The 25,328-nt window shown below is 60.9% G+C and carries 23 protein-coding genes; 12 read left to right on the top strand and 11 right to left on the bottom strand.

What is annotated here, in order from left to right; translation table 11 throughout:
• Positions 1 to 58 precede the first annotated feature (58 nt).
• The 7 genes from ACUTAG_RS13610 to ACUTAG_RS13640 all read left to right on the top strand — a co-directional run bounded on the left by ACUTAG_RS13610 (position 59) and on the right by ACUTAG_RS13640 (position 7,703).
• The gene (locus ACUTAG_RS13610; protein ID WP_054446418.1) at positions 59 to 1,207 is read left to right on the top strand and encodes an N-acetyl sugar amidotransferase; all 1,149 of its coding nucleotides are present in this window, start codon (positions 59 to 61) and stop codon (positions 1,205 to 1,207) included.
• An 18-nt stretch (positions 1,208 to 1,225) separates the two neighbouring features.
• Positions 1,226 to 1,834 carry an imidazole glycerol phosphate synthase subunit HisH gene (hisH, locus tag ACUTAG_RS13615; RefSeq protein WP_054446420.1) on the top strand — a complete coding sequence of 203 codons (609 nt, stop codon included), beginning with the start codon at positions 1,226 to 1,228 and terminating at the stop codon, positions 1,832 to 1,834.
• 1 nt (position 1,835) lies between these two features.
• A complete protein-coding gene (locus tag ACUTAG_RS13620) occupies positions 1,836 to 2,600 on the top strand; it encodes an AglZ/HisF2 family acetamidino modification protein (RefSeq protein WP_054446421.1) in 765 nt (254 codons plus the stop codon).
• A 36-nt stretch (positions 2,601 to 2,636) separates the two neighbouring features.
• Positions 2,637 to 3,791, top strand: coding sequence for a glycosyltransferase (locus ACUTAG_RS13625; RefSeq protein ID WP_082385386.1), 1,155 nt, complete (start codon positions 2,637 to 2,639; stop codon positions 3,789 to 3,791).
• 169 nt (positions 3,792 to 3,960) lie between these two features.
• Entirely contained in the window at positions 3,961 to 5,166 is a 1,206-nt protein-coding gene (locus ACUTAG_RS13630; protein ID WP_148317447.1) for a DegT/DnrJ/EryC1/StrS family aminotransferase, read from the top strand.
• Positions 5,163 to 5,756 (top strand): sugar transferase, encoded by a 594-nt coding sequence (locus ACUTAG_RS13635; RefSeq protein ID WP_058665547.1) that lies wholly within the window; start codon positions 5,163 to 5,165, stop codon positions 5,754 to 5,756. The genes ACUTAG_RS13630 and ACUTAG_RS13635 overlap by 4 nt, the downstream gene beginning before the upstream one ends.
• A gap of 57 nt (positions 5,757 to 5,813) precedes the next feature.
• Complete coding sequence (locus tag ACUTAG_RS13640) at positions 5,814 to 7,703, top strand: polysaccharide biosynthesis protein (RefSeq protein WP_081322446.1); 1,890 nt, start codon at positions 5,814 to 5,816, stop codon at positions 7,701 to 7,703.
• Between the two features lie 4 nt (positions 7,704 to 7,707).
• On the opposite strand, the gene ACUTAG_RS13645 is transcribed toward ACUTAG_RS13640, so the two are convergent.
• The 10 genes from ACUTAG_RS13645 to ACUTAG_RS13690 all read right to left on the bottom strand — a co-directional run bounded on the left by ACUTAG_RS13645 (position 7,708) and on the right by ACUTAG_RS13690 (position 20,297).
• Entirely contained in the window at positions 7,708 to 9,180 is a 1,473-nt protein-coding gene (locus ACUTAG_RS13645) for a hypothetical protein (protein ID WP_127481540.1), read from the bottom strand.
• Entirely contained in the window at positions 9,159 to 10,412 is a 1,254-nt protein-coding gene (locus ACUTAG_RS13650) for a lipopolysaccharide biosynthesis protein (RefSeq protein WP_054446433.1), read from the bottom strand. Before ACUTAG_RS13650 ends, ACUTAG_RS13645 begins: the two co-directional genes overlap by 22 nt.
• The gene (gene pseI / locus ACUTAG_RS13655; RefSeq protein ID WP_054446435.1) at positions 10,409 to 11,467 is read right to left on the bottom strand and encodes a pseudaminic acid synthase; all 1,059 of its coding nucleotides are present in this window, start codon (positions 11,465 to 11,467) and stop codon (positions 10,409 to 10,411) included. Before pseI ends, ACUTAG_RS13650 begins: the two co-directional genes overlap by 4 nt.
• A complete protein-coding gene (pseG, locus tag ACUTAG_RS13660) occupies positions 11,460 to 12,992 on the bottom strand; it encodes a UDP-2,4-diacetamido-2,4,6-trideoxy-beta-L-altropyranose hydrolase (protein WP_148317449.1) in 1,533 nt (510 codons plus the stop codon). The genes pseI and pseG overlap by 8 nt, the downstream gene beginning before the upstream one ends.
• A gap of 2 nt (positions 12,993 to 12,994) precedes the next feature.
• A complete protein-coding gene (locus ACUTAG_RS13665) occupies positions 12,995 to 14,284 on the bottom strand; it encodes an aminotransferase class III-fold pyridoxal phosphate-dependent enzyme (RefSeq protein WP_058665546.1) in 1,290 nt (429 codons plus the stop codon).
• Positions 14,277 to 15,062, bottom strand: a complete 786-nt coding sequence (locus ACUTAG_RS13670; RefSeq protein ID WP_054485558.1) for a cytidylyltransferase domain-containing protein — start codon at positions 15,060 to 15,062, stop codon at positions 14,277 to 14,279. Before ACUTAG_RS13670 ends, ACUTAG_RS13665 begins: the two co-directional genes overlap by 8 nt.
• The gene (locus tag ACUTAG_RS13675; protein WP_148317451.1) at positions 15,059 to 15,955 is read right to left on the bottom strand and encodes an aldo/keto reductase; all 897 of its coding nucleotides are present in this window, start codon (positions 15,953 to 15,955) and stop codon (positions 15,059 to 15,061) included. Before ACUTAG_RS13675 ends, ACUTAG_RS13670 begins: the two co-directional genes overlap by 4 nt.
• Positions 15,952 to 17,106 carry a UDP-4-amino-4,6-dideoxy-N-acetyl-beta-L-altrosamine transaminase gene (pseC, locus tag ACUTAG_RS13680; protein ID WP_058665545.1) on the bottom strand — a complete coding sequence of 385 codons (1,155 nt, stop codon included), beginning with the start codon at positions 17,104 to 17,106 and terminating at the stop codon, positions 15,952 to 15,954. The genes ACUTAG_RS13675 and pseC overlap by 4 nt, the downstream gene beginning before the upstream one ends.
• A 3-nt stretch (positions 17,107 to 17,109) precedes the next feature.
• Complete coding sequence (gene pseB / locus ACUTAG_RS13685; RefSeq protein ID WP_054446448.1) at positions 17,110 to 18,105, bottom strand: UDP-N-acetylglucosamine 4,6-dehydratase (inverting); 996 nt, start codon at positions 18,103 to 18,105, stop codon at positions 17,110 to 17,112.
• Between the two features lie 293 nt (positions 18,106 to 18,398).
• Positions 18,399 to 20,297, bottom strand: a complete 1,899-nt coding sequence (locus ACUTAG_RS13690) for a hypothetical protein (RefSeq protein ID WP_127481538.1) — start codon at positions 20,295 to 20,297, stop codon at positions 18,399 to 18,401.
• A gap of 101 nt (positions 20,298 to 20,398) precedes the next feature.
• Here ACUTAG_RS13690 and rfbA point away from each other — a divergent pair, with 101 nt between their 5' ends.
• From rfbA to rffA, 3 genes are read left to right on the top strand one after another with little or no spacing between them, the layout of a single operon-like run.
• The gene (gene rfbA / locus ACUTAG_RS13695; protein WP_054485555.1) at positions 20,399 to 21,274 is read left to right on the top strand and encodes a glucose-1-phosphate thymidylyltransferase RfbA; all 876 of its coding nucleotides are present in this window, start codon (positions 20,399 to 20,401) and stop codon (positions 21,272 to 21,274) included.
• On the top strand, positions 21,271 to 21,648 hold the full coding sequence (locus ACUTAG_RS13700) for an EamA family transporter (protein ID WP_054446454.1): 378 nt from the start codon (positions 21,271 to 21,273) through the stop codon (positions 21,646 to 21,648). Before rfbA ends, ACUTAG_RS13700 begins: the two co-directional genes overlap by 4 nt.
• Before the next feature lie 6 nt (positions 21,649 to 21,654).
• Positions 21,655 to 22,785 carry a dTDP-4-amino-4,6-dideoxygalactose transaminase gene (gene rffA, locus ACUTAG_RS13705; protein WP_054485554.1) on the top strand — a complete coding sequence of 377 codons (1,131 nt, stop codon included), beginning with the start codon at positions 21,655 to 21,657 and terminating at the stop codon, positions 22,783 to 22,785.
• Here rffA and ACUTAG_RS13710 read toward each other — a convergent pair.
• Complete coding sequence (locus ACUTAG_RS13710; protein ID WP_054446457.1) at positions 22,782 to 23,660, bottom strand: class I SAM-dependent methyltransferase; 879 nt, start codon at positions 23,658 to 23,660, stop codon at positions 22,782 to 22,784. The genes rffA and ACUTAG_RS13710 overlap by 4 nt on opposite strands.
• A gap of 359 nt (positions 23,661 to 24,019) precedes the next feature.
• On the opposite strand from ACUTAG_RS13710, the gene ACUTAG_RS13715 reads away from it, so the two are divergent.
• Positions 24,020 to 24,661 carry a class I SAM-dependent methyltransferase gene (locus ACUTAG_RS13715; RefSeq protein WP_054446459.1) on the top strand — a complete coding sequence of 214 codons (642 nt, stop codon included), beginning with the start codon at positions 24,020 to 24,022 and terminating at the stop codon, positions 24,659 to 24,661.
• Positions 24,658 to 25,323: an acetyltransferase gene (locus tag ACUTAG_RS13720; RefSeq protein ID WP_054446461.1), complete on the top strand. Its 666-nt coding sequence runs from the start codon at positions 24,658 to 24,660 to the stop codon at positions 25,321 to 25,323. Before ACUTAG_RS13715 ends, ACUTAG_RS13720 begins: the two co-directional genes overlap by 4 nt.
• Positions 25,324 to 25,328 lie beyond the last annotated feature (5 nt).

Raw genomic sequence — 25,328 nt, forward strand, 5'->3', positions numbered from 1 at the left:
CGGACAACGAACCCGCTAAAATGACGAGTTATCCGCCCTCTTTCCGGTTCCAAAATACATGCCAAATCCCGACTATCGGATCTGCAATCGCTGTGTCATGGACACTTCCGATCCGCTCATTACGTTCGACGACCAGGGCGTGTGTTCCCACTGCTTCACCTTTGACGCTTCCACGTCAAAGTACTGGTACCCCAACGAGCAGGGCGCACAACTTTTCCAGCAACGCATCGAAGCCATCCGGACCGAACGGCGCAATCATGAATATGACTGTATCATCGGCCTGAGCGGTGGCATCGACAGCTCGTATCTGGCGTTGAAGATCAAGGAATATGACTTGCGCCCGCTGATCGTGCACGTAGATGCAGGCTGGAACAGCGAGCTGGCAGTCCATAACATCGAACGCATCGTCAAACACTGCAATTACGACCTGCACACGCATGTGATCGATTGGGAAGTCATGCGCGACCTGCAGGCCGCCTACCTGCGTGCCGGCGTCGCCAACCAGGACGTGCCCCAGGACCACGCCTTCTTTGGCGCGCTCTATCACTTCGCAGTCAAGAACAATATCCGTCACGTCATCAGTGGTGGCAATATCGCCACGGAATCGGTGCTACCGCGCGCCTGGGGCCACAATGCCATGGACGCCATCAACCTGAAGGCGATTCACCGCAAGCACGGCACCCGATCGCTTGGCAGCTTCCCGGTCATCAACTTCTTCCAGTACTATTTCTACTATCCGTTCATCCGGAAGATGGATGTTATTCGCCCGTTGAACTACCTGCCGTACCGCAAGGACGAAGCGCTGAAGTACCTGCAGGAAACGGTCGGCTACCGCGACTACGGCCGCAAGCACGGCGAGTCGGTCTTCACCCGCTTTTTCCAGAACCACTACCTGCCCTACAAGTTCGGCTACGACAAGCGTCGCGCGCACCTTTCGAGCCGAATCCTGTCGGGCGACATCGACCGGCCCACCGCACTGGCCGCGCTGGAAGAACCGCTGTACGACGAGCAGGAACTGCGCCAGGACAAGGCCTACATCGCCAAGAAACTGGGTTTCAGCGCGGAAGAGTTCGAGCAACTGCTGCAGCCGCCCGGGCGCGTCTACACCGACTACGCCAACCAGGATGGCCTGTACGCCGCCGTACGCGCCGGCATGCGCGCCGTCTCGGCACTGACCGGCGGCCGCAAGGTCCGGGTCTATAGCTAACGGGAAAGGCCGTCGCAGATGATCTCAGTCATCGATTATGGAGTGGGCAATCTCGGCTCGATCCTGAACATGTTCCGCAAGATCGGCGTGCCGGCCCAACTGGTCACCACGCCCGAGCAGGTACTTCAGGCCGAGAAACTTCTGTTGCCTGGAGTCGGCGCGTTTGACCACGCCATACGCGAACTCGCAACCCGCGGGCTTATCGCCCCCATCAAGCAACAAGCGCTGGAACGGCGCACCCCCGTGCTAGGCATCTGCCTTGGCATGCAATTGCTGGGTACCGGAAGCGACGAAGGGGAGCTTCCTGGCTTGAACCTCATCCCCGCCCACAGCCGGCTATTCAAGTTCGCTCAGCCGAACCTGAAAGTGCCGCACATGGGATGGAATCTCATCTATCCGCAAAAGCCCAGCCCGCTGCTCGATAACCTTACCCACGATGCGCGCTTCTACTTCGTGCACAGCTATCGCGTCGAATGCGCGCACGCTGAGGACAGCCTGGCGGAAACCGACTACGGTGGACGCTTCAGCAGCATGATCCAGCGCGGCAACATCATGGGTTCGCAGTTCCACCCCGAAAAAAGCCATCGTTTCGGCATGACGCTCCTCAAGAATTTCGCCGGAATCTGACATGCTACGGACTCGAGTCATCCCCTGCCTGTTGCTCAAGAACGGCGGACTGGTCAAAACCCGCAAGTTCAAGAATCCGACCTATATCGGCGACCCGATCAACGCGGTCCGTATCTTCAACGAAAAGGAAGTCGACGAACTCGTCTTCCTGGACATCAGCGCCACAGCCGCCGGCCGCGAACCCGACTATGAACTGCTGGGTGATATCGCGAGCGAGGCTTTCATGCCGTTCGCGTATGGCGGCGGCATCAGCACACTCGAACACGCCAGGAAGCTGTTCAAGCTAGGCGTCGAAAAAGTCATCCTGAACACCAGCATCGCCCAAAGCCCCGCGCTTATCAGCCAGATCGCGGCGGAGGCCGGTAGCCAGAGCGTAGTCGTCTCGATCGACGTCAAGCGCAACCTGTTCGGCAAATACACGGTGCACTCGCAGGGCGGCACGGTCAGCCTGGATACGGACCCCGTCAGTCACGCCCGTTCGATGGAACGCGCCGGCGCCGGCGAAATCCTGCTGACCGCGATCGACCGCGACGGCTGCATGAACGGCTACGACCTGCCCTTGATTACCGCCGTCAGCAACGCGGTCGATATTCCCGTCGTCGCGAGCGGTGGCGCCAGCTCGCTGCATGACTTCGCGCAAGCCAAACAGGCCGGTGCTTCCGCGGTCAGCGCGGGCAGCATGTTCGTATTCCACGGCAAACACCGCGCAGTCCTGATTACCTATCCGGCATACAGCCAATTGGAGGCCCTGCTTGCCGAAGCCTGAGCCGACCACTCGTGCCATCGCCGTTCGGACGCCACGATGAGTCCTCTCAATGTGCACCTGTTCGGCACGGACTTCAAGTTCGAGTCGCGCACCTTCAAGGAAACTGACGCACTGTTGGCGTCCGGCCTGATTGGCCAGGTGGAAATCGCCGCATTCGGTGATCCGGACGCGCCCGAGCGCGAGCCGCTGGGTACGCCGGCCCGGATCTTGTGGCGGGTACCCCTGGTCACTCGACAACGCTTGCCCAGGAATCTTGCCTCACAGCTGGTCAAATACATCGAATGGTCCTGGCGCATTTTGCGCGAGTACCGGCGGCGTCCCGTGGCGGTGATCCACTGCCACAGTCTGCTACCCCTGCTCCTGGCGCGTCTTATGAAGACCGCCACCGGCGCGCGACTGGTTTACGATGCCCACGAACTCGAAACGGAAACCAATGGCCTGCGCGGCCTGCGGCAGAGGCTGGCGCGGTGGATGGAACGCACGCTGATCCGCTACGTCGACGCCACACTGGTCGTGAGTCCGTCCATCCAGGCATGGTACGAGACCGCCTACCCGGGCCTGCGTGTCGAACTGGTGCGGAACGTGCCGTATGACCCGCCCGAGATCAAACCGTATCCCTGGAAAGAGATATTGGGGATTCCGGACACCAGTGTGCTATTTCTGTACTTGGGGGGCCTCGTGGAAGGACGAGGTATCCGTGCGATGCTGGACGCCTTCGCCCGACCCGGCTGCGCGCAGCACATCCTTTTCCTTGGCAGCGGCCCCCTGGCCAACGACATCAAGCAGGTGGCCGCAACGGCGCCCAACATCCATCTGCACGCGTCGGTGCCCATGGACCAGGTGGTCCACCGCGCTGCCGGCGCCGATGTAGGCATGTGCCTGATCGAGGACATCTGCCTGAGCTACCGCTATTCGCTGCCCAACAAACTGTTCGAGACCATCAAGGCAGGCGTGCCGGTCATCACGGCAGACCTGCCCGACCAAGCCGCATTGCTGGCCGGCCACAATGCCGGCTGGACCTGCGCCGTGGACGCTGACGCCATCCACGCGACCATCGCGACGATCACGCCGCAGGACGTGGCCACCCGGCGCGGTGGCGCATTGGCGTTGAAGCGGCAACTGAGCTGGCCAGCGGAAGCGACAAGGCTGGTTTCGCTATACGAAGATTTGTTACGCCCGCATCCGCCTTGAAGCGGACCGGGCCATGCCGATCGAAACCTGCGGCCGGTCCGGCCGCCGGAGGCCCCACACGCCGCATGGGTTCTGGCGGATAATGCGGGGTACCAGCGAGACGCGTGACCAGACACCTTTTCCTTATCATTCACGGCGCTGCGCGCCCTCTCTCACATTCGCCCTGACCATGAGCCAAGCACCCTTCATTCCCTTTGCCTTGCCCGACATCGGGGACGCGGAAATCGAGGCGGTCGTCCAGACCATGCGCTCTGGCTGGCTGACGACCGGCCCCAATGCGAAGGAATTCGAACTCGAATTCGCGCGCTATCTGGGCGACGAATCACTGCAGGCGGTGGCGGTCAACTCCGCCACCGCCGGGCTGCATCTGGCGCTGGAAGCCATTGGTGTCGGCCCCGGCGATGAGGTCATCACCACCACCCACACATTCACCGCCAGCGCCGAGGTGGCACGCTACCTCGGCGCTGAACCTGTACTGGTGGATATCGACCCGTTCACCTTGTGCATTTCCCCACAGGCTATCGAACGCGCGATCACCCCCCGCACCAAGGCAATCGTCCCCGTACACTACGCTGGGCTGTCGTGCGACATGACCGCCATCCTTTCCATCGCCCAAAAACATGGATTGAAAGTCATCGAGGATGCCGCGCACTCACTGCCTGCCACCTGGCACGGGGAGAAGATAGGCACGCTTGCCAGCGATGCCACCGTATACAGTTTCTACGCCACCAAGACGCTCGCCACCGGCGAGGGCGGCATGGTGGTCACCCGTGATCCGGCAATCGCCAAACGCTGCCGCGTCATGCGCCTGCACGGCATCGATCGCGATGCGTTCGACCGCTTCACGTCGAAGAAGCCGGCCTGGTTTTACGAAATCGTCGCGCCCGGCTACAAGTACAACATGCCTGACTTGAGCGCTGCACTCGGCCGTGTGCAGCTGGGCCGCATTCACCAGATGCGCGACCGCCGCAGCGCCATCGCCGAGCAACTGGATGCAGCGCTTGCCGGGGCGCCCGTGATATTACCTCCGCGCCCAGGAGCCGCCGCCCCAGGCAATCTGTCGGCCACGCCCCATGCCCCCGACGACCTGCACGCTTGGCATCTCTACGTCCTGCGCCTGACCACCGACTGCGCCGTGGACCGCGACGCCTTCATCGCCCGAATGGCCGAACAGGGCATCGGTTGCAGCGTACATTACGTCCCCTTGCACCTGCAGCCTTATTGGCGCGACCGCTACCACCTGGCGCCCGAGATGTTCCCGCATTCGCAACATGCCTATGAAAACATGGTGAGCCTGCCAATCTACTCGAGCATGACCGACGAGAACGTGCAGCGCGTCTGTGCCACCGCCCTGGATATCCTGGCGCAGCAATGAAACGCGCTTTCGACCTTCTGTGCGCGGTGGTGGGGCTGCTGCTCTGCCTGCCGCTGTTCGCCATCATCGCGCTGGCGATCAAGCTGGACTCATCCGGTCCGGTATTTTTTCGCCAGCAGCGGGTCGGAAGGCACGGACGCTTGTTCGCGATCCACAAGTTCCGCAGCATGCACCTGCGGTCGCATGAATCGGGCAGCGAGATCACGGTCAACAACGACTCGCGCATCACGCGCGTTGGCCGGTGGCTGCGTCAATGGAAGCTGGACGAACTGCCCCAATTGCTGGACGTGCTGTATGGTGACATGAGTTTGGTCGGCCCGCGTCCGGAAGTACCAAAATATGTGGCCGTGTATCCAGACGACGTGCGCGACGTGGTGCTGTCGGTCAGGCCCGGAATCACCGATCTAGCCTCGATCCGGTTCCGGGACGAAAACGCGATGCTGGACTCGTCCAACGATCCAGACACGATCTATCGAGAACAGATTCTGCCCGAAAAGCTGAAGCTGCAAATGGAATATGTCACCGAACAATCGTTCGCGACCGATATGAAAATCCTGCTGCAGACCGCCTCTCGGGTGGTACGCCCCTGAAAGATTGAACCCTTCGTCACCGGATGCGAGTTCATCCTCAAAAGCTACATCGCCTTGATGCCTCCTCTTCCCTACGCCGTGCGTCGCGTATTCGTCACCCTTCCTCGACCTTACAAGCAAGGGTTGGCGATTGCATTCGACGCCTTTATCCTGCTGCTGTCGTTCCAACTGGCGTTGTGGTTCCGGTTCGAACTTTTTTTCTTCGACCACTACTACCTGCTGCTGTCGGTCTCGGCCTGCATCGGCGGCCTGGCGGCGTTCGGCGCCCTGGGCCTGTACCGTTACGTGCTGCGGTACATGAATGAGAGGGTGGTCTTTTCGATCGCCGGCGGTGTCCTGGTGTCGGTCATGGTCACCACCGCCATGACCATTTTTCTGCAGATGCCCACGGGGCTGTCCCGCGGCGTGCTCGTCATCTACGCCCTGCTCGCCGTAGTCAGCCTACTCAGCGCGCGTGTTCTCGCGCGCCGCGCTCTTTTCCCCGGCACTTACCATGCGGCCGACGTGCGCGTGCCAGTCGCCATCTATGGCGCCGGCGCCGCCGGTTCACAACTGCTCACGGCCTTGCGCGCCGGCCCGCATTACACACCGGTGGCCCTCGTCGACGACGACCGACGCAAGCGCAAACTGGTCATCGCCGGCCTGCGAGTGCATGCGCCCAGCGACCTGCCCCGACTGATCGAGCGCCATCAGATCCAGCAGTTGCTGATCGCCATCCCGTCCGCCACGCCCACCCAGATCCGTAACATAGTCGAACAAGTGGAAGGCTATCGCCTGCGCATCCGTCTGGTGCCCAGCCTCCAGGAACTGGTCGACTCCAAAGGCCCCAGGCTGCGCGACGTGCAGGTCGAGGACTTGCTAGGCCGCGACCCCGTGGCGCCGGTTCCCGAGCTCCTGGAGCGCTGCGTACGTGGCAAATCGGTGTTCGTCAGTGGCGCGGGAGGATCCATCGGTTCCGAACTGTGCCGTCAGATTCTGACATTGCAACCCCGCCGCCTGGTTCTGTTCGAAATGTCGGAGGTCGCCTTATACGCCATCGATCACAATCTGCGCCAGCTCAACGGCGACAACGTCGTCGAGATCATTTCGGTGCTGGGCTCGGTGCGGGACTATGACCGATGCCTGGCCCAGTTGCGACACTTCGAGATCCAGACCATCTACCATGCGGCTGCTTACAAGCACGTGCCCATCGTCGAGGCCAACGTCCATGAGGGCATACGCACCAACACATTCGGCACGCTGGCCCTGGCCAGGGCCGCAGTGGATGCGCGCACCTCGGATTTCGTGCTCATTTCCACCGACAAGGCGGTACGGCCGACCAATGTCATGGGTGCCTCCAAACGCCTGGCCGAACTGGTGCTGCAAGCACATGCGCAGCTGCCTGACGGTCCGCGCTTTTCCATGGTGCGATTCGGCAACGTTCTGGGCAGTTCGGGCAGCGTCGTCCCGCTGTTCCATCGCCAGATCCTGGCAGGCGGCCCGATCACGCTGACGCATCCCGACATCACGCGCTACTTCATGACCATACCTGAAGCCGCCCAGTTGGTGCTGCAAGCCGGCGCAATGGGGGAGTCCGGCTCGGTGTTCGTGCTGGACATGGGCGAGCCTGTGCGCATCCGCGATCTGGCGGTGCGCATGATCAACATGTATGGCCTGACCTTGCGCGACGCGGACCAACCCGACGGCGATATCGAGATCCGCACGATCGGGTTGCGCCCGGGCGAAAAACTCTACGAAGAACTGTTGATCGACGCCCAGGCGTTGCCGACGCAGCATCCGCGCATCATGCGCGCCGAAGAGCATGCCCTGGCCTATGATGCCCTGATGGTGCGCCTGGCCCAACTGGACGACGCCATGATGCACGACGACCAAGACCAGGTCATGGCTATCCTGAAAGAGATGGTGCCGGGCTTTTGCAGGCAGTCGCCCGCCACCATCGCTGCGTGACCGTTCAGAGAAAGCGTCCAACGAAGGCACGATAACGCGCCTTCCAGTCGCTCGCCCAGATCGACTCCGATGCTAGCTGGGTCGCGCCGCAACCATGCGGTGCGGCCATCAACGCCACGATTTCACCTGCGATCGTCCGATCGTCCAGGAACTGGAACAAATCCGCAGACATCCGTTCGCGCGTCGCCTCGGTATCGATGATGCGCACGGAACGGCCCAATCCCAGGGCTTCGTACATCAACGTCGAAAGATCACCTACCACCAGCATGGACTGGGCAATGCTGCGATAGACATCCGGCGTATCGTCCAGGCGCACACGCGGCCGACTCAGCAGGGCCTGGTAGCGCGTTGCCGCGACCGCGCGCTCGCTCGGGTGCGGCCGGAAGACAACCGAGCCAGCCTCAGGCATCGAGCGCAATAACGCATCCACGGTCGCGGTGTACACCTCCACACCCAGGCCGGTCGATGCCAGCAGGATATCGGCGCCCGGCCTCACGGAGGCCAGCTTCGCCTTGCCCTCGGCCATGCGGGGACTGCCCACGACCTCGATCTGGCTGGAGATGCTGATCTGCCGCGCCCAGTACGAACCATACGCCAGGAAATAATCTGGCAAATCCTCGCAGAACGACGAAGCCATCAGCGCCGGCGCGTAGTTGTACGCGTAATGATCCCGGCCGATGTACCCGTGCTGGAACTCGGCCACCACGGCGCCAGCGGCCCGAGCCGAACGCATGACGAAGGGCCAGGCGCCGCCATAACAGGCTCCCTCGATCTGCACCAGGCGTGGCTGCCGCCGCTGGAAATAGCAGTCGTACAAGCGCATCCATATGCCCGCGCGGCGCGCCACCGTCATGAGCGTATGCCGCATCGAGGAGAAATCGGCATCCGTCAGATACTCGCCGAATGCGTCTCGCAAGGCTAGAAGAAAGCGCTCGATGGTCCGCTGGTCTCTCGGCTCGACACCGTGCAGCCGCTGACGCAATTTCGCTTGCAACTGCACCCAATCATGGAACGTCGACACGTCCGGGTACGCGCGCGGCCATGGATATCGCCAACGATCGCTCAACTCGACAATTTGCGTCCGGCAATCCAGACTGCAGGCTGCGTAGTCCGTCAACCAGTTGAACTGCTCCCCCGTCGGCGCTTGCGCAATGTTCCCGACCGCGCTGCCGAAGATGATGACGTCGGATCGTCCACCCGCGCCAGAAGCGCCGTGACGGCGCCGCCAGGAATCGGCTACATACTTCAATGTCGGCGTCGCCCCGCTGGCGCTAGCCCCCTCGAAATCCGTATTCGACAAGATGTCGTAGAGCCGCACCCCCAAGTAGGCGCGCACCTGGCTCCACAGATGCACGCCACCATGTGTGAAGGTGTAGGCACCGTGATCGAGCCCGACGTCGAAATCGAGAATCTTGGCAAGATGCGCTGGCGCCCGCTGCATGGATCGCCTCTTCATCACTTGCGAAGGAGGTTCCATGGCATCGGCTCCACGCGCGCCGCCATGACCCAGGTGCAGATGAACATCACGAAATTGGCCGCGCACACCGCTTGCGCGGCGCCGACCGCGCCGTTGAGCTTAATCAGCAACACCGACAACGGAATGCTCAGCCCGCCCACGATCAACGTCAAGGCCGCCAGGCGTCCGGTCTTCCGATTGTGAAACAGATAATTGGTCACCATGTAGTACATGCCAGTGAACGCGGCCGAGTACGCCAACCAGGGAACGAAGCGGAACGCCTCCGAATAACCGGGTCCGAGATAGAAATCAATCGCCCAGGCCCCGATCCAGGAAAACACGGCCGCGCCCAGCGCCGCGATCACGAAGTAGGCATAGGTCGCCGCGACGATGCGCCGGCGCGGGCAGGCCTCGCCCTCCGACAACCGCTTGAACAACCAGGGCGCATATGCCTGGTTGAATGCAGTGGCGATCAGGGCAATGATGAACGTCAGCTGCGACGCCACCGTATACAGGCCGACGTCGTGCAACCCTGCCATGGTGTTCAATACAACACGTCCCGCAAACACGATCGCGACGGCGCCCAGCCCATGCGGAATCAACGGCAGGCCGAATGCCAGGATTTCACGCGCGTAGACGGCATTCCAGCGAATCTTCACGTCACCGCGTGCCAACAGAAACAGGCAGATACCGATGCCGAGGACCGCCGTGGCCAGGAACTGACCCATGGCCCGGCCTTCCCAGCCAAACGCCATTACGACCACCAGCAGGACCGACACCGCCATGATCGCCAACGTATAGCCGTTCTGCAAGAGCGCGTAATTGCCGACCCGGCCTTCCATCTGCCAAACCCGCAAGCGCAACTGGATTCCCACGGCCCACATCGCCGAGAAAATCGCGATCAGCACCCAATGCAGCGGTAGGCCGGTGTATTCCTCCAACCAGGGCGCGACCAGCAAGGCGAACAGTGAACAAAGGACAGTGGAAGCCGCGACCAGGACCCAGCCGGTGCCGGTGTAAACCGGCAGGTCTATTCCTTCGCGGTTGAAATAGCGCACGCTTACCGCACTGGGCAGCGACAGCTCTACAATGATTGCAAAGATATTCAACGTGCTTTGGTACATCGCCACCACCCCCATGTCCGAGGGCGTGAGATAGCGCGTGAAGACCGGCATCAACAGAAACGGGACCGCACTGTTCAGGCCACTGCTGATGACATAGGATCCGGCCTTGGCCAAAAGCCCCTTGCTCATAGGTCGATCGATTCCCAGCCTATGCGATCGCCCTTCTTGATGGCTTGCCTGGCGTGTTTGCCCAATATCGTCGGGTAGTACTTCGGCGCGAGGCCAAATCCCGGTCGAATGACGCGTATGTTGTCCGCGGTGAACGCTTCCCCTTGGGAAATATCACGGCACGCATAGATCGAGCGACGGAACGCACGGCTCTTTTCCTCGGCCGGCGTTGCCCCGTAGTTGACGCGTCCCAACCCCTGCCACGCACGTTCGGACTCGTCGACCAGCAGCCGCATTTCGTGCGGCTCCATCGAGAAGGCCGAGTCCACGCCCCCCTCGGCCCGCGCCAGCGTGAAGTGCTTCTCGATCACCGTGGCGCCCAATGCCACACTGGCCACGGCGACGCCAATTCCCAGAGTGTGATCGGACAGGCCCACCTGGCAGCCGAGCATCTGCCGCATGTGCGGAATGGTCAGGATGTTGGTGTTTTCGGGGTTGGCCGGATAGGTACTGGTGCACTTGAGCAGCACCAGGTCGCGGCATCCCGCCTCCCTGGCCGTGCTCACCATGTCCTCGAGTTCACCGAGGCTGGCCATGCCGGTCGAGATGATCATCGGTTTGCCGGTCTGAGCCACCCTGCGGATCAGGGGCAAATCGGTGTTCTCGAACGACGCGATCTTGTAGAAATCAACCTCCAGACTCTCGAGAAAATCCACCGAGCTGTCATCGAACGGCGTGCTGAAGGGAATCATGCCGAACGCACGCGCGCGGTCAAAAATGGGCTTGTGCCATTCCCACGGGGTATGCGCCTCTTCGTACAACTTGTACAGCGACTTGCCCTTCCATAGGCTACCTGGATCGGAAATGAAGAAATCACCCGAATCGATGTCCAGCGTCATGGTGTCGGCCGTATACGTCTGGATTTTCAACGCATGCGCGCCGGCCTTGGCCGCTGCATCGACAATCTCCAGAGCGCGGTCGAGCGACTGATTATGGTTGCCGGACATTTCGGCAATGATGAAGGGCGGGGCATCCGGCCCGACCCGACGCGATCCGATCGTGAAACTGCTAGTCATATGAAGTCCGCCTCAGGACAAAAGTCTGGTATTGCAGCGCATAGCCTGCCTCGCCGAATGCTTGCGCCGAGGCCTGGTTTTCAGGCCTCACTTCCGCCAGGATGCGCTCGACCTCGGGGCGCTCACCCAACAGCCAGGCCGAAGCCTGACGAATCACGGCGGGCCCCAGCGCCCTGCCGTGCATCGCAGGCACCAGATAGATGGAAAGAGTTGCGCTGGATCCAGCGCAATCGAAACGCACCACTGCGGCGGGTTCCGTCCCGGCTGCGGCGATCAGCATCACGCGGTCCGGATCCGCCAGCACGGCCTCGAACCAGCGCGCATGGCTGGAGAACACCAGTGGCGACGAATCGTGGGAATGCGCCCGCGCCCGCGGGTCATTGCGCCATTCGAATATGGCGCGGCAGTCCTGCGCCGCCGCGGGGCGCAATGTGATTTCCGGCGTCAGCATCCGGCGCAGAACCCGTGCCATGCCCTTGCCGTCAACCATCCGCAGACCTTTTTCCGCCAATCCGCGCAGCAAGGCGGGCTGATGCCTCGCGTACTCAAACAGCCGCAGACAATCACCAATGGCATCCGGCGTTTCCAGCGAAACGCCCAGTAGCGCCCCTTCCAGCATCAGATCGTGCAGCAACGACGCCTGGTTCTCCGCCACAGCCACGGCAATGCTCGGTACGCCGATGCAGAAACGCTCCCAGTTGCTCGTGCCGCTCGCACCCACGGCCAGATCCGCCGCCTGCATTAGTTCGGCCATGCGTGTGGACTGCACGTGCAATGTCATGTTCGGCCGCGCGTCGCAAAAGGCGCTCAACGCCGCGCGTCGCGGATGGCTGGCGCCAATCACCACGTCGAATGTCAGCTTATCTGTCGACGCGGGCAGGCCCGCCAAGAACCGGCTCGTATAGTCGTCGCGATCCATGCCTCCGAAGGCCACCAGGACGCGCCGCACCCGGCCATCACGGCTTCGCGGCGTGGCGCGCTCGGTGGAGAATTCCTGCCGCAACAACGCATAGCGCGGGCCCAGCAATTGCGTACACAGGGACGAAACATGAGCGCTGTAACGCTGGCCGGCATCCTGGTAGAAATTCTGGTCCAGCAGGATGTCGCAGTCGTGATCGCGGTCCGCCAGGTCATCGATGACGAGGATCCGGCGAGCCCATTGCCGCAGTGGCTTCTGCCAGGATGCGTCTAGCCCATAGTGGTCCACAATCAACCACTCGGGCCGCAGGCGGTTCAATATGTCGCCACTGGCTTCGCAATCGCCCGCTGGCGTATCGCCCAGCCAGGCACCATACGTTCCGGCGTCGGGCGCAACGCTCCCCGGCGCAGGCAGCAGATGCAGCACGTGCCCGCGCCGCTCGATCAGGTCACCCAGATGCCCCGCATGCGGCCGGCACAGAAAATGCACAGTCGCGCCCGCCGCCGCCAGGCCGTCCGCGAGGGTCAGACAACGCATGACATGACCCGCGCCGATCTCGACCGAAGCGTCGACACGAATCGCGACGATCATAGGCGCCAGCAGCATGATCAGCGCACTTTGAACAGCGGCTCGAGCGGCTTGCAATGCAGGAGGTCCTGCAGCGTGCCGTGGCGGACCGCATCCACCAGCTTGGGCAGTGTCGCGCGGTAGGCGGAGAACAACCTTTCAAGGTCCTGATCCGAGTGCGCATAGCTCATGTTGTGCGTGCCAAACGTGAGAATCCCATTGGCAAGCATCTCCTGCATGAACAACGTTTTGAGTTCCCAGGTGCTATAACGCTCGGTATCCTTGATCAGCAGGAAACTCCAGGTCGGATTGCCGGACAGCGACAGGAAATCGTCCGCGCCAAGTTCGCCGATATACCCGCGCAGAAAGGTCAGTACCTTCTCGCCCTGGCGATACAACGTCTCCACCACTGGCTCGGCCTGCAGCTTGTTCATCGTGGCGAGCGCGGCCGCCAGCGACAGCGTCTCACCACCGAAAGTGAACGAGAAAAACACTTCTTCCATCAGACGCATGACGTCCGCGCGCCCCGCGACCGCGGAGACGGGATAGCCGTTGGCCAGTCCCTTGCCGAAGGTAGCCAGATCCGGCGTCACGCCAAACAAGGCCTGGGCACCGCCGTTGTGATAGCGGAAGCCCGTAATGGTCTCGTCGAAGACCAGCAGCGCGCCATGCTCATGCGCCAACGCCTTGACTGCCTCCAGGAAGCCCGGCTGCGGTTCAGCGACGTTCATCGGCTCCATGATGACTGCGGCGAATTGGCCAGGGAATTCCTTGAACAGCTTGTCCAGGCTCTGGATGTCGTTATAGGCCCAACCATGGGTCAGGGCGCTGACCGCCTTGGGCACGCCGCGATTCCGGGCGGTCGACCCGATATACCAGTCCTGCCAGCCGTGATAACCGCAGACCGCAACGCGGTCACGACCGGTGAACGCGCGCGCCACGCGCACCGCGCCGGCCGTGGCGTCCGATCCATTCTTGCCAAAGCGGACCATCTCGGCGCAAGGCACCATCTCGACCAACTTTTCCGCCACCAACATTTCCAACGGATGCGGCAGGGAAAAGATCACGCCATCGTCCAGTTGCTCCCGCACGGCCTGGTTGACCTGGGGGTCGCCATGTCCCAGGGTAAGTGACGCCAGGCTGCTGATGAAGTCGACATACTCGTTGCCATCCACATCCCACACATGACTGCCCTTGCCACGCGCGATGAAATAGGGTGACACGCCGAACGGATACTGGGTCCGGCTCTTGCTGAAAGTTTGCGAACCCAGAGGGACGGTTTTCAGTGCCCGCTCGAGCAGGGATTCGGATTGTTGATAGCGGCTACTCATGGTCGTTTCCTTTCGCTGCCAGCCACTGCTGGTCCGCGGTCTGCGATTTCGCAAGACCGGCATTGCGCACAATGCCGGTGTTCAATGTTGCCAATTCCGGTTCGCGATCAATCAAGCCAAGCACATCCGCGGTCGAGAAGGCGGCGTTGGCGGGATACAGCGCCTGGTAGACACGTTCTACCAGCATGAAATCCCTGGGTTCATCCACGGTCCAGCGCAGCGCCGACAAATCCTGCGCCTGCCGATAGTGGCCGATCCGAAAGCGCGCCGGCTGCTGGTTGATGAAGGGCGTCACATGCTCCCGGTGAGAAGGCAGCGTCGCTTCATGCCAGGCCTGCTCCAGGCATTCGAATCGGAACACCTCGACATCAAGTCCGTCTGGAAACGTCGCCTCGATCGCATTGGTCGCATAATCGAAATTGCCCTGCAGGTAGAAATCGAGCACGGCATCAATGACGCTCGGGTCGGTCAATGGACAGTCGGCCGTCAGCCGAACGACGTGCTCGGGCTGATGCCGCTGCGCCGCTTGGTAAAAGCGGTCCAACACGTCGGCCAGGCTGCCCCGATAGACTGAAGCGCCTGCCTGCGCCAGCACGGATGCCAACGCATCGTCGCTGGCATCCGTGCTGGTCACGACCTCGAGTTGATCGATCAGGCGACTGCGCTTCAGGCGTTCCAGCTGGCGCAGGATCATGGGGGTACCAAGCAATGGCTTCAGCACTTTGCCTGGCAACCGGGTAGAACTGGTGCGCGCTTGCAACAAGGCTAGGAATTTCATTCGTTCAAACGCTCCACCACAGGCCAGTTGGTCGGGTTCAGCATCTTCTCTGGTGCCATGTTACAGCCGCTGAAATCGGGTAGGGAACGGCCCTCCAGCCCCTCCCAGGCGTCCAGGATCTGTCGCAACTGTGCCGAGTCTTCCACTCCGACCACGCCGTAGGAAACCTGTTCGCAGGTTTTCAGATATGCCAGGCACCCCTGCAACGGCGTAAGGCCGGCCCGTGCGCAGCACTCCCGGAACCGCGACCAGCCGGGATCAAGCGCTTGCAACGCGCGCGGCAAACGCTCGGCAAGCAGAATGCCCTGCAGGAAAAGCGAACGCACGTGCACCTGGACGCCGCGCTGCACCAACCGATCCAGCGTTCCAGTCTGCAAGAACGCCTGGTCCAGCACATTCATGGGCAACTGCACAATCTCGAGCGGATAACGCTCAAGCAACGCTAACAGCTGATCGACGGTATAGACCGATGCGCCCAATCGGCGCACCAATCCTTCCGCGCGCAGGGACTGTAAGGCATCGTAGAGCCGGTCGCCACCCGTCACCAGCAGATCAGGCGCATGATGTGCCAGCAACCCGTCGAGCGCAGCAACGCGCAGTCGCCGAGCGCTCTGCCGTACGCCATTCACGACGCGCTCGACGGCCGCCGCGTCGATGGCGTCCGTGCGCAACGGCAGCGTCTTGGTGACGATGCCGAAACCGGATCCCGCCTCGCCGGACGCGCCCAACACATCTTCACTGGTTCCGTATGCCGCCGCCGTATCCAACAGATCGATCCCGGCCGAGCGAGCCCGGGCGAGAATCCGTTCGATCTCGTCAGTACCTACCTGTCCTCGCTTGTTGGTCGCGCCGTACGGCAATCCGAACTGCACGGTCCCCAGGGCCAGCTTCATGGCAGGCAGTCACGCAAGGCTTGAACCACCTGTTCCTGCTCAGCATCGGTCAACCCGTAGTACAGCGGCAGACTGATCGCGCGGCGATAGTAGTTTTCGGCCACCGGAAACATGCCGCTGGTGAATCCGAGATCCCGGTAGTAAGGCTGCAGATGTACGGGAATATAGTGGACGTTCACGCCCACGCCTCGTTCGCGCATGCCCGCGAACACGTCGCGACGCGACGCCCCCGCGGCATCGGTGAGTTGAATCGGATACAGGTGAAAAGACGAGCGGCCATACGTGGCCTGCACGGGGGCCACCACCGGCAGATCGGCCAGCAACGCATCGTAGCGCCGCGCCAGAGCGCGACGCCGCTCCAGGAAGATGTCCAGCCGACGCAGCTGGCTACTGCCCAGTGCGGCCTGAATATCGGTGATCCGGTAGTTGAAGCCAAGACCGTGCTGTTCGTAGTACCAGGCTCCTTCGATTTCGCCCGACATCAATGCGGGATCGCGGGTAATGCCGTGGCTGCGCAATCCCCGTAGCCTGGCCGCCAACTGCGGATCGTTGGTCAGGACCGCACCGCCTTCCGCGGTCGTCATGATTTTGACGGGATGGAAGCTGAACACCGTCATGTCGCTATGCACGCCGCAGCCGACCTTCTGGCCGGCATAATCCGCGCCCACCGCATGCGAGGCGTCCTCGATGACGCGAAAGCCATATTGCCCGGCCAAAGCGGCGATCTGGACCATATCGCACGACTGCCCGGCGAAATGAACGGGTATCACCACCTTGGGCAACCGCCCCCCGGCGGCGGCCTGCTCCAGCTTACTCCGCAGCGCGTCGATGGACATATTGTAGGTATGCGGATCAATATCGACAAAGTCGACGGATGCCCCGCAATAACGCCCACAATTGGCAGACGCGACAAACGTGTTCGGCACAGTCCATAGCCAGTCGCCAGGGCCAAGACCGACGGCCAGGCAGGCGATGTGCAGCGCTGCCGTGGCATTGCTGACCGCCACGGCTTGCGACGCGCCGCAGTATGCCGCCAGCGACTTCTCGAACGCTTCGATATCCGGGCCTTGCGTCAACCAGTCGGAACGCAGAATGCGTTCGACCTCGGCGATGTCGTCATCGCTGATGGACTGTTTGCCATAGGGGATCATGGTTCACGCCACCTTGTTGAAGTCCGTCTTGGAAATCCAATTCTTGAGCGTATCCACATCCATCCATTCTTCGTTGGAGTCAGATGAATAGACAAACCCTTCGGGGCAACGCACGCCGTCCTTGATCCGTTTGAAATCGGTATTCCAGTTATGGATCATCGGCAGGATCTTGTAGTAACCCTCGTACGCATACGTGAACATCGCATCCTCGGCGGAAATCATCTGCTCATGCAGCTTCTCGCCCGGACGCATGCCAACGATGTCCAGTTCAGCCGCGGGATTGATGGCCTTGGCCACGTCGACAATCTTCATGGAAGGGATACGCTTGACGTATATTTCACCACCTTCCATGTCCTCGAACGCCCGCCAGACCAGGTCCACGCCTTGCTCCAGCGTGATCATGAAACGTGTCATGCGCGTATCGGTAATCGGGAACTTTCCCTGGTCCGCGATCGACAGGAAAAAGGGAATGACCGAGCCGCGCGAGCCCATGACATTGCCGTATCGGACTACGGCAAAACGCGTGTCGTGCTGAGCTGCATAGGAGTTGCCGGCCACGAACAGCTTGTCCGACGCCAGCTTGGTGGCGCCATACAGGTTGATGGGATTGCAGGCCTTGTCGGTGCTCAGGGCAACCACGCGCTTGACCTTGCGGTCAATACACGCGTCGATCAGGTTCATCGCGCCATGGATATTGGTCTTGATGCACTCGAACGGGTTGTACTCGGCCGTGGGCACGATCTTGGTTGCGGCGGCATGCACGACATAGTCGACGCCGTCCAACGCGCGATACAGCCTATCCTTGTCGCGCACATCACCGATGAAGAAACGAACACGCGGATCGTCCTTGTAGAGCTTCGCCATTTCCCATTGCTTCATCTCGTCGCGAGAATAAATGATGAGTTTGCGAGGCTGGTATTTTTCAAGCGTCCGCGACACGAAGACGTGCCCAAACGAACCGGTTCCACCGGTGATCAGGATGACTGAGTCTTTCAGCATATGCGTTGTTATCTAGGCAGTACACATTCGAGGAATCGCTCACCATTCCTGGATTGCGGACGGCGAACCACGCCTGCGGGACTGACTTGGACAGAAGGGCGGACATCGCCTTTTCTGCGGGTCAGCACGACGGCTTTCCCCGCACAAGGCAGCAAGATGCCTGTATGGGCAGAATAGCCAGATATTGTAGACCAATCACCGCCACGCCAGAGGGTGGAAACAGCCCGATAGCGGCCCGATTGAACATGGCGCAAGCACCAGTTCCAACGCCTGCGCCACAACCGAATTAATTCTTATTTCGTATCCGCTGCGATACCGTGCCCGGTCCGCTCGGCCGCGGGATCGGACTCTGGCGCCCAGATCTGCAGCCTCGGATAGCCGGGCAGAATCCGGAATGCGCCCACCAGCGTGTACCGCCCGGGAAATCCGAGCTGGAAGTCATTGAGAAAAGCCGGGGGCAACTCGCCCTCGACGGGGGTTTCCCATTTGGCAATCCACGCTTGGCGCAACACGTCGGGGGCGATGATTCCCAATGCCAGCGCCGTCGCCGCCAAGGCATCCCGTTCGGGCGTGACCGACGAATACCAACCATGCGCGATCGGCTTGGCCCCCAGATAGAACAACACCCCTTTGCTGATTCCGGTCAGATCCAGGATGTAGGTCCCCGGCCGCCAATTTGCCGAAGACGCGGCTTCCTTCATGGCCACCATGTCTGCGGCGACTTGCGGCAAGAGGTAGACGGAGCCCTGGTCCGGGAAGGGAATCGGCACCCAGCCCGCCAGGGACCGGGGCTTGAAAGGTGTGCCGGTCATCGCGTTGAGTCGGGCGTAGCCGTGCGCCGTCGCCAGCAACAGACCGACAACGCATAGCGCGGCCAGCGTACGCAATGCTGGCCGGCTACAGCGCCAGCCGCCATAGATCAGGAAACTGGCGGCCAGCAACATCCAGCCCAGCATCGAGCGAAAGATATTCAGCTCAAATCCGAAGGTTGAACTGGTGCCGACCGGCATGAACACCGCGGCTCCCATCAACGTGGCACAGACCAGGAACAGGCTGGCGTCGGTCTCACCGGACTCGCGCGCCTCCCAGACCAGCGCGCCGCCCAGCTGACCCAGCACATAGAAGATCGAAACCGCCAACAGCATCGCGAAGGGCGGACTGATCGCATAGATCAAGGCCGTGCTATTGCGTGCCTGGGCCACATCCCGCCCGGTTTCCAGAAACAGCGGCGACCAGAAGGCCGCGGCCGTCAACACAACACCCAGAACCGGCAACCATTTGCCGAATGGCGACTGGGGCGCCCGCTGTTTGCGTTTCCACGCAATGGCCCCGAGCAGGAATACCACCAGAAAGGCGAGGAAATTAAGCACATCGCGGGTGATAAGACGCTCATGCAGGCCGAGAGCGGCGATATATTCCTGGACGAACGCCGTCGCCTCCAGATAGAGCTGCATTTCGATAATGGTGATGGCGATCAGGATACCGACCAGCACAAACATCCATACCGGCGTCACGATTCCGCTTTTTTTTCGGTATACCAGAAACATACCAACAAAAACGATTATCGCGACCAGGACATATGCCATGGCGGAGTATTTTGAGTACATCATCAAAGTACTCGCAACGCAGATCATCCCTCCACCCAACAATGCCGACGAAAATCGTATCGGATTTTTCGACAAGGGAATGAACAGCAAGACAATGCCATACGCGCCGATTATTGTGGCAATCGAGGCAATCTGGTTGTAGCCAGTGGAAATAAATCCCAGGAAATGAGCGCTGGTCCAGGCGAACACCCCCAGAAGAAACGCAACGCCATAACGCTCGCGTGCCGCCTTTAGTCCTGTGTGGCGCAACAACGCACAGGCCAGGGCCCCCGCAGCCAGCGAGCCGGCCACGAGAGTGAGGCGGCGGTATCCGACGATGCTTTTCCCCGACAGCACCCATAGCGAATGCATGATTTCGCCGAAGTGATAGGGCGCCACCTGCTGAACCAGCCCGGGTTCGGCAACCGTGGCCAATATGTAACCTTCATCGCCCGTGACGAAGGTGCCCGCAGTTGCACCAATCCAGATAAGGTAGAAGCCAAATGCGACCAAAAAAAACAACGGCGACGCAATATGCCAACGGAATTTTATGCGTCCAATTGTTACCGAAAAGAGTGGCACTAGTTTGTGACCGGAAACCTTCATGAAATAATTTCGTACACAAAAAGATCTGACCTCAAAGGAATTTCCAAGCTACCCCCCTGTATTACACTCCAGCGTACCCCTTAACCTATGATTCTCGCCATATGCGCAAAGCGATCGTACTCGCGGGTGGCCACGGCACCCGGCTTTACCCGATGACCCGCAGCATGAGCAAGCAGTTGTTGCCGGTTTTCGATAAACCGATGATCTACTACCCATTGTCGGTCGTCATGCTGGCCGGCATCCGGGACATCCTGCTGATTTCCACGACCGAGGATCTACCACGCTTCCAGAACCTGCTCGGCACGGGCGCCGAGCTGGGAATCAATCTTTCCTATGCCGCGCAATCGGCGCCGCGCGGGCTGGCAGACGCCTTCCTGGTGGGCGCCGATTTCATCGGCAACGACAGCGTCGCCATGGTACTGGGCGACAACATCTTCTACGGCGTCGGCCTGTCAACCTCGCTGGAAAATGCCAACCAGCGCGAGCAGGGTGCCACCATCTTCAGCTATCAAGTGCTGGATGCGCGGCCCTTCGGCGTCGTGTCTTTCGACCAGAACGGCAAGGCCGTGACCCTCGAGGAAAAGCCGGCGCAACCGAAATCCAACCACGCGGTGACCGGCCTCTACTTCTACGACAACCAGGTCATCGACCTCGCGCGCTCGCTCAAGCCTTCGGTCCGCAACGAGCTCGAGATCACGGACCTGAACCGCCTGTACATGGAACTGGGCCAACTGCACGTGGAACGACTCGGCCGCGGCTTTGCGTGGCTGGACACGGGCACAGCGGACGGGCTGCTCGACGCCGCCAACTTGGTAGCCACGGTTGAGCGTCGGCAGGGCATGAAAATTGCCTGCCTGGAAGAAATCGCCTGGCGCCAACGCTGGATCGATACGCCGGCCCTGCTCGAACTCAGCGCCCGTTATGGCAAGAATAATTATGGCGACTATCTTCAACGCCTCGCGCAGGAGCATCAATGAGCAAGTTTTCAGCCTATGGCATGCTGGCGGCCATGGTCGTCTTGTCGGCAATCTCGGTACTGCTTTTTCGTACACAGATCAACCGCATGCCACCTCTGCCGTCGGGGTTGTTCAATCGCTTGCTATTCGTCGCCCAAACGCTCATGTCGCCGCTCGTCGCCCTGGCGGCGGTCAGCTTCGGCATCGCCTTCATCTGCTGGACGCTTGCCAGCACGCGCCTGCCGCTTAGCGTCGCTTATCCCATCACGAGCGTGATCTATCCGTTGGTCGTTGTCGGTTCCGCCATTGCCTTCCACGAACCGATCGGCTGGACCAAGATCGCCGGCCTGGCCCTCATCATGGGCGGTCTGACGTTGGTCAACCTTAACCCTTAAGCGGCTATGAAGAACGTCCCATTCAATGCGGTACACCTGACCAACCGGGAACTGGAGCATATCGCTGCCGCCATCCGGAGCGGCAAGCTGGCCGGCGATGGCCCTTACACCCACAAGTGTCAGGAATGGCTCCAGCGCGTCACCGGTGCCCGCCGGGCCCTGCTCACGCACTCCTGCACCGCTGCGCTGGAAATGGCCGCACTGCTGAGCAATGTCGGCCCGGGTGATGAAGTCATCATGCCGTCGTTCACCTTCGTCAGCACCGCCAACGCCTTTGCCCTTCGCGGTGCCACGCCAGTGTTCGTCGACATCCGTCCGGACACGTTGAACCTGGACGAACGCCTGCTCGAAAGCGCGATCACGCCAAAGACCAAAGTCATCGTCCCGGTACACTATGCTGGCGTCGCCTGCAACATGACCGCCATCATGGACATCGCGCGTGCTTACAAGTTGCTGGTCGTTGAAGACGCCGCGCAAGGCGCAGACGCCTACTGGCACGGCCAACCGCTGGGTACCATCGGGGATATGGGCGCCTTGAGTTTCCATGCCACCAAGAACGTCATCGCTGGCGAAGGCGGCGCGTTGCTGACCAACGACTCTGCGCTGGCCCAACGCGCCGAGATTTTGCGCGAAAAGGGCACCGACCGTTCACAGTTCCTGCGCGGGGAAGTCGACCGCTACACTTGGCAAGATGTCGGCTCGTCCTTCCTGCCCTCGGAATTGATTGCCGCGTTCCTGTGGTCGCAGTTGGAAGACTCGCGCGCCATCACCGCCGCCCGCCTGGCAGCCTGGAACCGCTACCATGAAGCCTTCCGAGACGCGGAACGGCAAGGCAAGCTGACTCTCCCAACAGTGCCGGACGGCGCCCAGGCAAACGGCCATATCTACTATCTGCTGCTGGACAGCGCGGAAAAACGTGAGGCACTCCGGCAAAAGTTACTGGAAGCCGGAGTCGGCGCCACGACGCACTACGTTTCGCTGCACAACTCGCCAGCAGGTTCACGTATCGCGCGTTGCGCAAGCGCGCTACCCATAACGGAACGCATCAGCGAGACACTGCTGCGCCTGCCCATGTTCGCGGGCCTGGACACTCAGGCCCAGGACCACGTCATCAACGTGCTCTTGAGCGCTATCTAGTCTGGCAGGCCGCAAGTGAAGGTCATGGGGGTGGAAATCGACGCAGGCATATGCTTTATCAATTTCAACCCCCCTGTGACCTCCAATACCCGCTTCACAGCCGACAGCCACCCTGGCTGACGCGCCCGGAACGCGTCGTCGGTGCCGAGACGCTGGAATGCCTCGTACAGTGCGCCGGACTCGAATGAGCAAGTCAGGCCATGCTGCTTGCACAGCCGCTTGACCTGTCCGACCGTCACGAAATTCAGCGATTCCCAGACCTCATCGTTACGCAGCGACGGCTTGAACCAAGCGGTCGCCCGGGGCAGGAACGGCACGAGAAAAATGCCATAGTGAGGGTCATAGGGCAGCAGATAGTTGGCGCAGGTGTGGCGCATCTTGCCGCGCGGCGCCAATACGGAGCGCATGCCTGCGAAAGCGCTGGTCAGGTCGGGAATGTGCTCAAGCACATTGACCGAAAAGATCAGATCGAATTTTCCATGCACGGCAGGATCCAGATCCTGCACACCGATGTCGAGCACCTTCAGGTCAGCCGCGTCGACGCGCTCCCGTAGCAAACGACCAGCAGTGGCGTTGAAGCCAAACCCGCCGCTGCCCGGCTCAATCGGCACGATGTCGACGCCTGCGCTGCGCAGGATCAAGCTGAGCAATCCGGTGCCCGCCCCAACTTCGAGCACCCGGGCGCCGGAAGGGATCTCCCTGAGCACACGCAACCCGGTGCTCACCTCATTATGGCAGTCGACCAACCGCAGCCGTGCGCGCTCCACGGGCGTATTGCACGCTTTCGCGCAAGCCTGCACGAACTCATCCGACAACACCACAGCGGTAAGGCGAGCAAGCTCTGTTTCAAAAAACGCGGGAGTCAATATCGTCATTTTTAAGTTGCAGAGTTGAACCCAGCCGTTTCTCGGGAAAGCGCTAGTCTAGCAAGAGCGCGAATGAAAGAGGTCAAGCTCGGCCAAAAATGACGACAGAAAGCCGGCTGAGCACAGAATCGACCACAAGTTGTCATACAAAGTAACCACACTGTCCGGCCCTGAGTTTTCAATGGCCACGTCTGCGTATAGCAACATTGACATGCGCAATGAATTTGCTACAGTCATAGCGCTTGGCATAGCATCGGCTGACTTTTGTACTGCACAGATGATGGCGGCAAGGGAACGCCGTGTCAGCCTGAAAAACCGGTTTTGCAGACCTTATCAGGTCTGCCCTTCATTTTTCCAACTAGAACCAGATGGCCAACGCCCTAGACTCGAATCTTCTTTCGTCTGTCGCCTCCTACTACTCGGCAAAACTGGCAGAACATGGCACCCAACCCCGCGGCGTGGACTGGAACAGTGAAGCGAGCCAGAACTTGCGGTTTGCCCAATTGGCGAAGGTCCTACCGAATGATGGCTCGCCTTACTCAGTGAATGATCTCGGCTGTGGCTACGGCGCGTTCTTTGACTTCCTGACCCAGGAATCACGGAATTTTCGTTATGCCGGCTTTGACATTTCCGGCGAGATGATCGAGGCCTGTCGTAACCGTCACGGTGACGCTGACAACGCCCGCTACGTCACGACATCCGAGCCGGACGAACCTGCGGACTTCGGTATCGCCAGCGGGATATTCAACGTCCGCCTCGACCATGACCCAGGCAAGTGGCAGCAGTACATCGAAGACGCGCTGGAAATCCTTGCTCGGACCAGCGAACGCGGCTTCGCCTTCAACTGCCTGACGTCGTACTCCGACGCGGACAGGATGCGGGCTGACCTTCATTACGCCGACCCGCTCGCGTTGTTCGATCTTTGCAAGACCAGGTATTCGCGCAATGTCGCGCTACTGCACGACTACGACCTGTACGAGTTCACGATCCTGGTAAGGAAGTCGGCATGAAGAAACCTCTCGTCATATTCGGCACCGGCGACATCGCGCAACTTGCACACTATTACTTCAGTCATGACAGCGACTACGAAGTGGTGGCGTTCACCGTTGATGCCGCCTACGTGAAAGAGCCGACGTTCCTCGGCCTGCCGGTGGTGCCCTTCGAATCGGTAACGCAGGCCCATGCCCCCGAATCGCACCACATGTTCATTGCGGTCAGCTACGCCAAGCTGAACCGTGTCCGCAAGGAAAAGTACTTGGCCGCGCGCGAGCTCGGCTACCCGCTGGCCAGCTATGTCAGCTCCCGCATCAGTTGCCTGGAACCTCCGGCCGTTGGGGAGAACTGTTTCATTCTGGAAGACAACACCATCCAGCCCTTCGCCAGCGTCGGCAACAATGTTACGTTATGGAGCGGCAACCATATCGGCCATCATTCCACGATCGGCGACCACTGCTTCATCGCCTCGCACGTCGTCGTTTCCGGCGGCGTGGCACTGGGCGAAGAGTGCTTTGTCGGGGTCAACGCCACGCTGCGAGACCATGTGAAGATTGGCGCCCGCTGCGTCATTGGTGCTGGCGCGCTGATCAACGCCGACGCCGAAGCGGAAGGCGTCTACCCAGGTCCGTCGAGCGAACGCTCACGCGTTCCCAGTTCCCGCCTCAAGTCGCTCTGACATCG

The sequence above is a fragment of the Achromobacter sp. CSND-B12 genome (genome assembly GCF_052906545.1).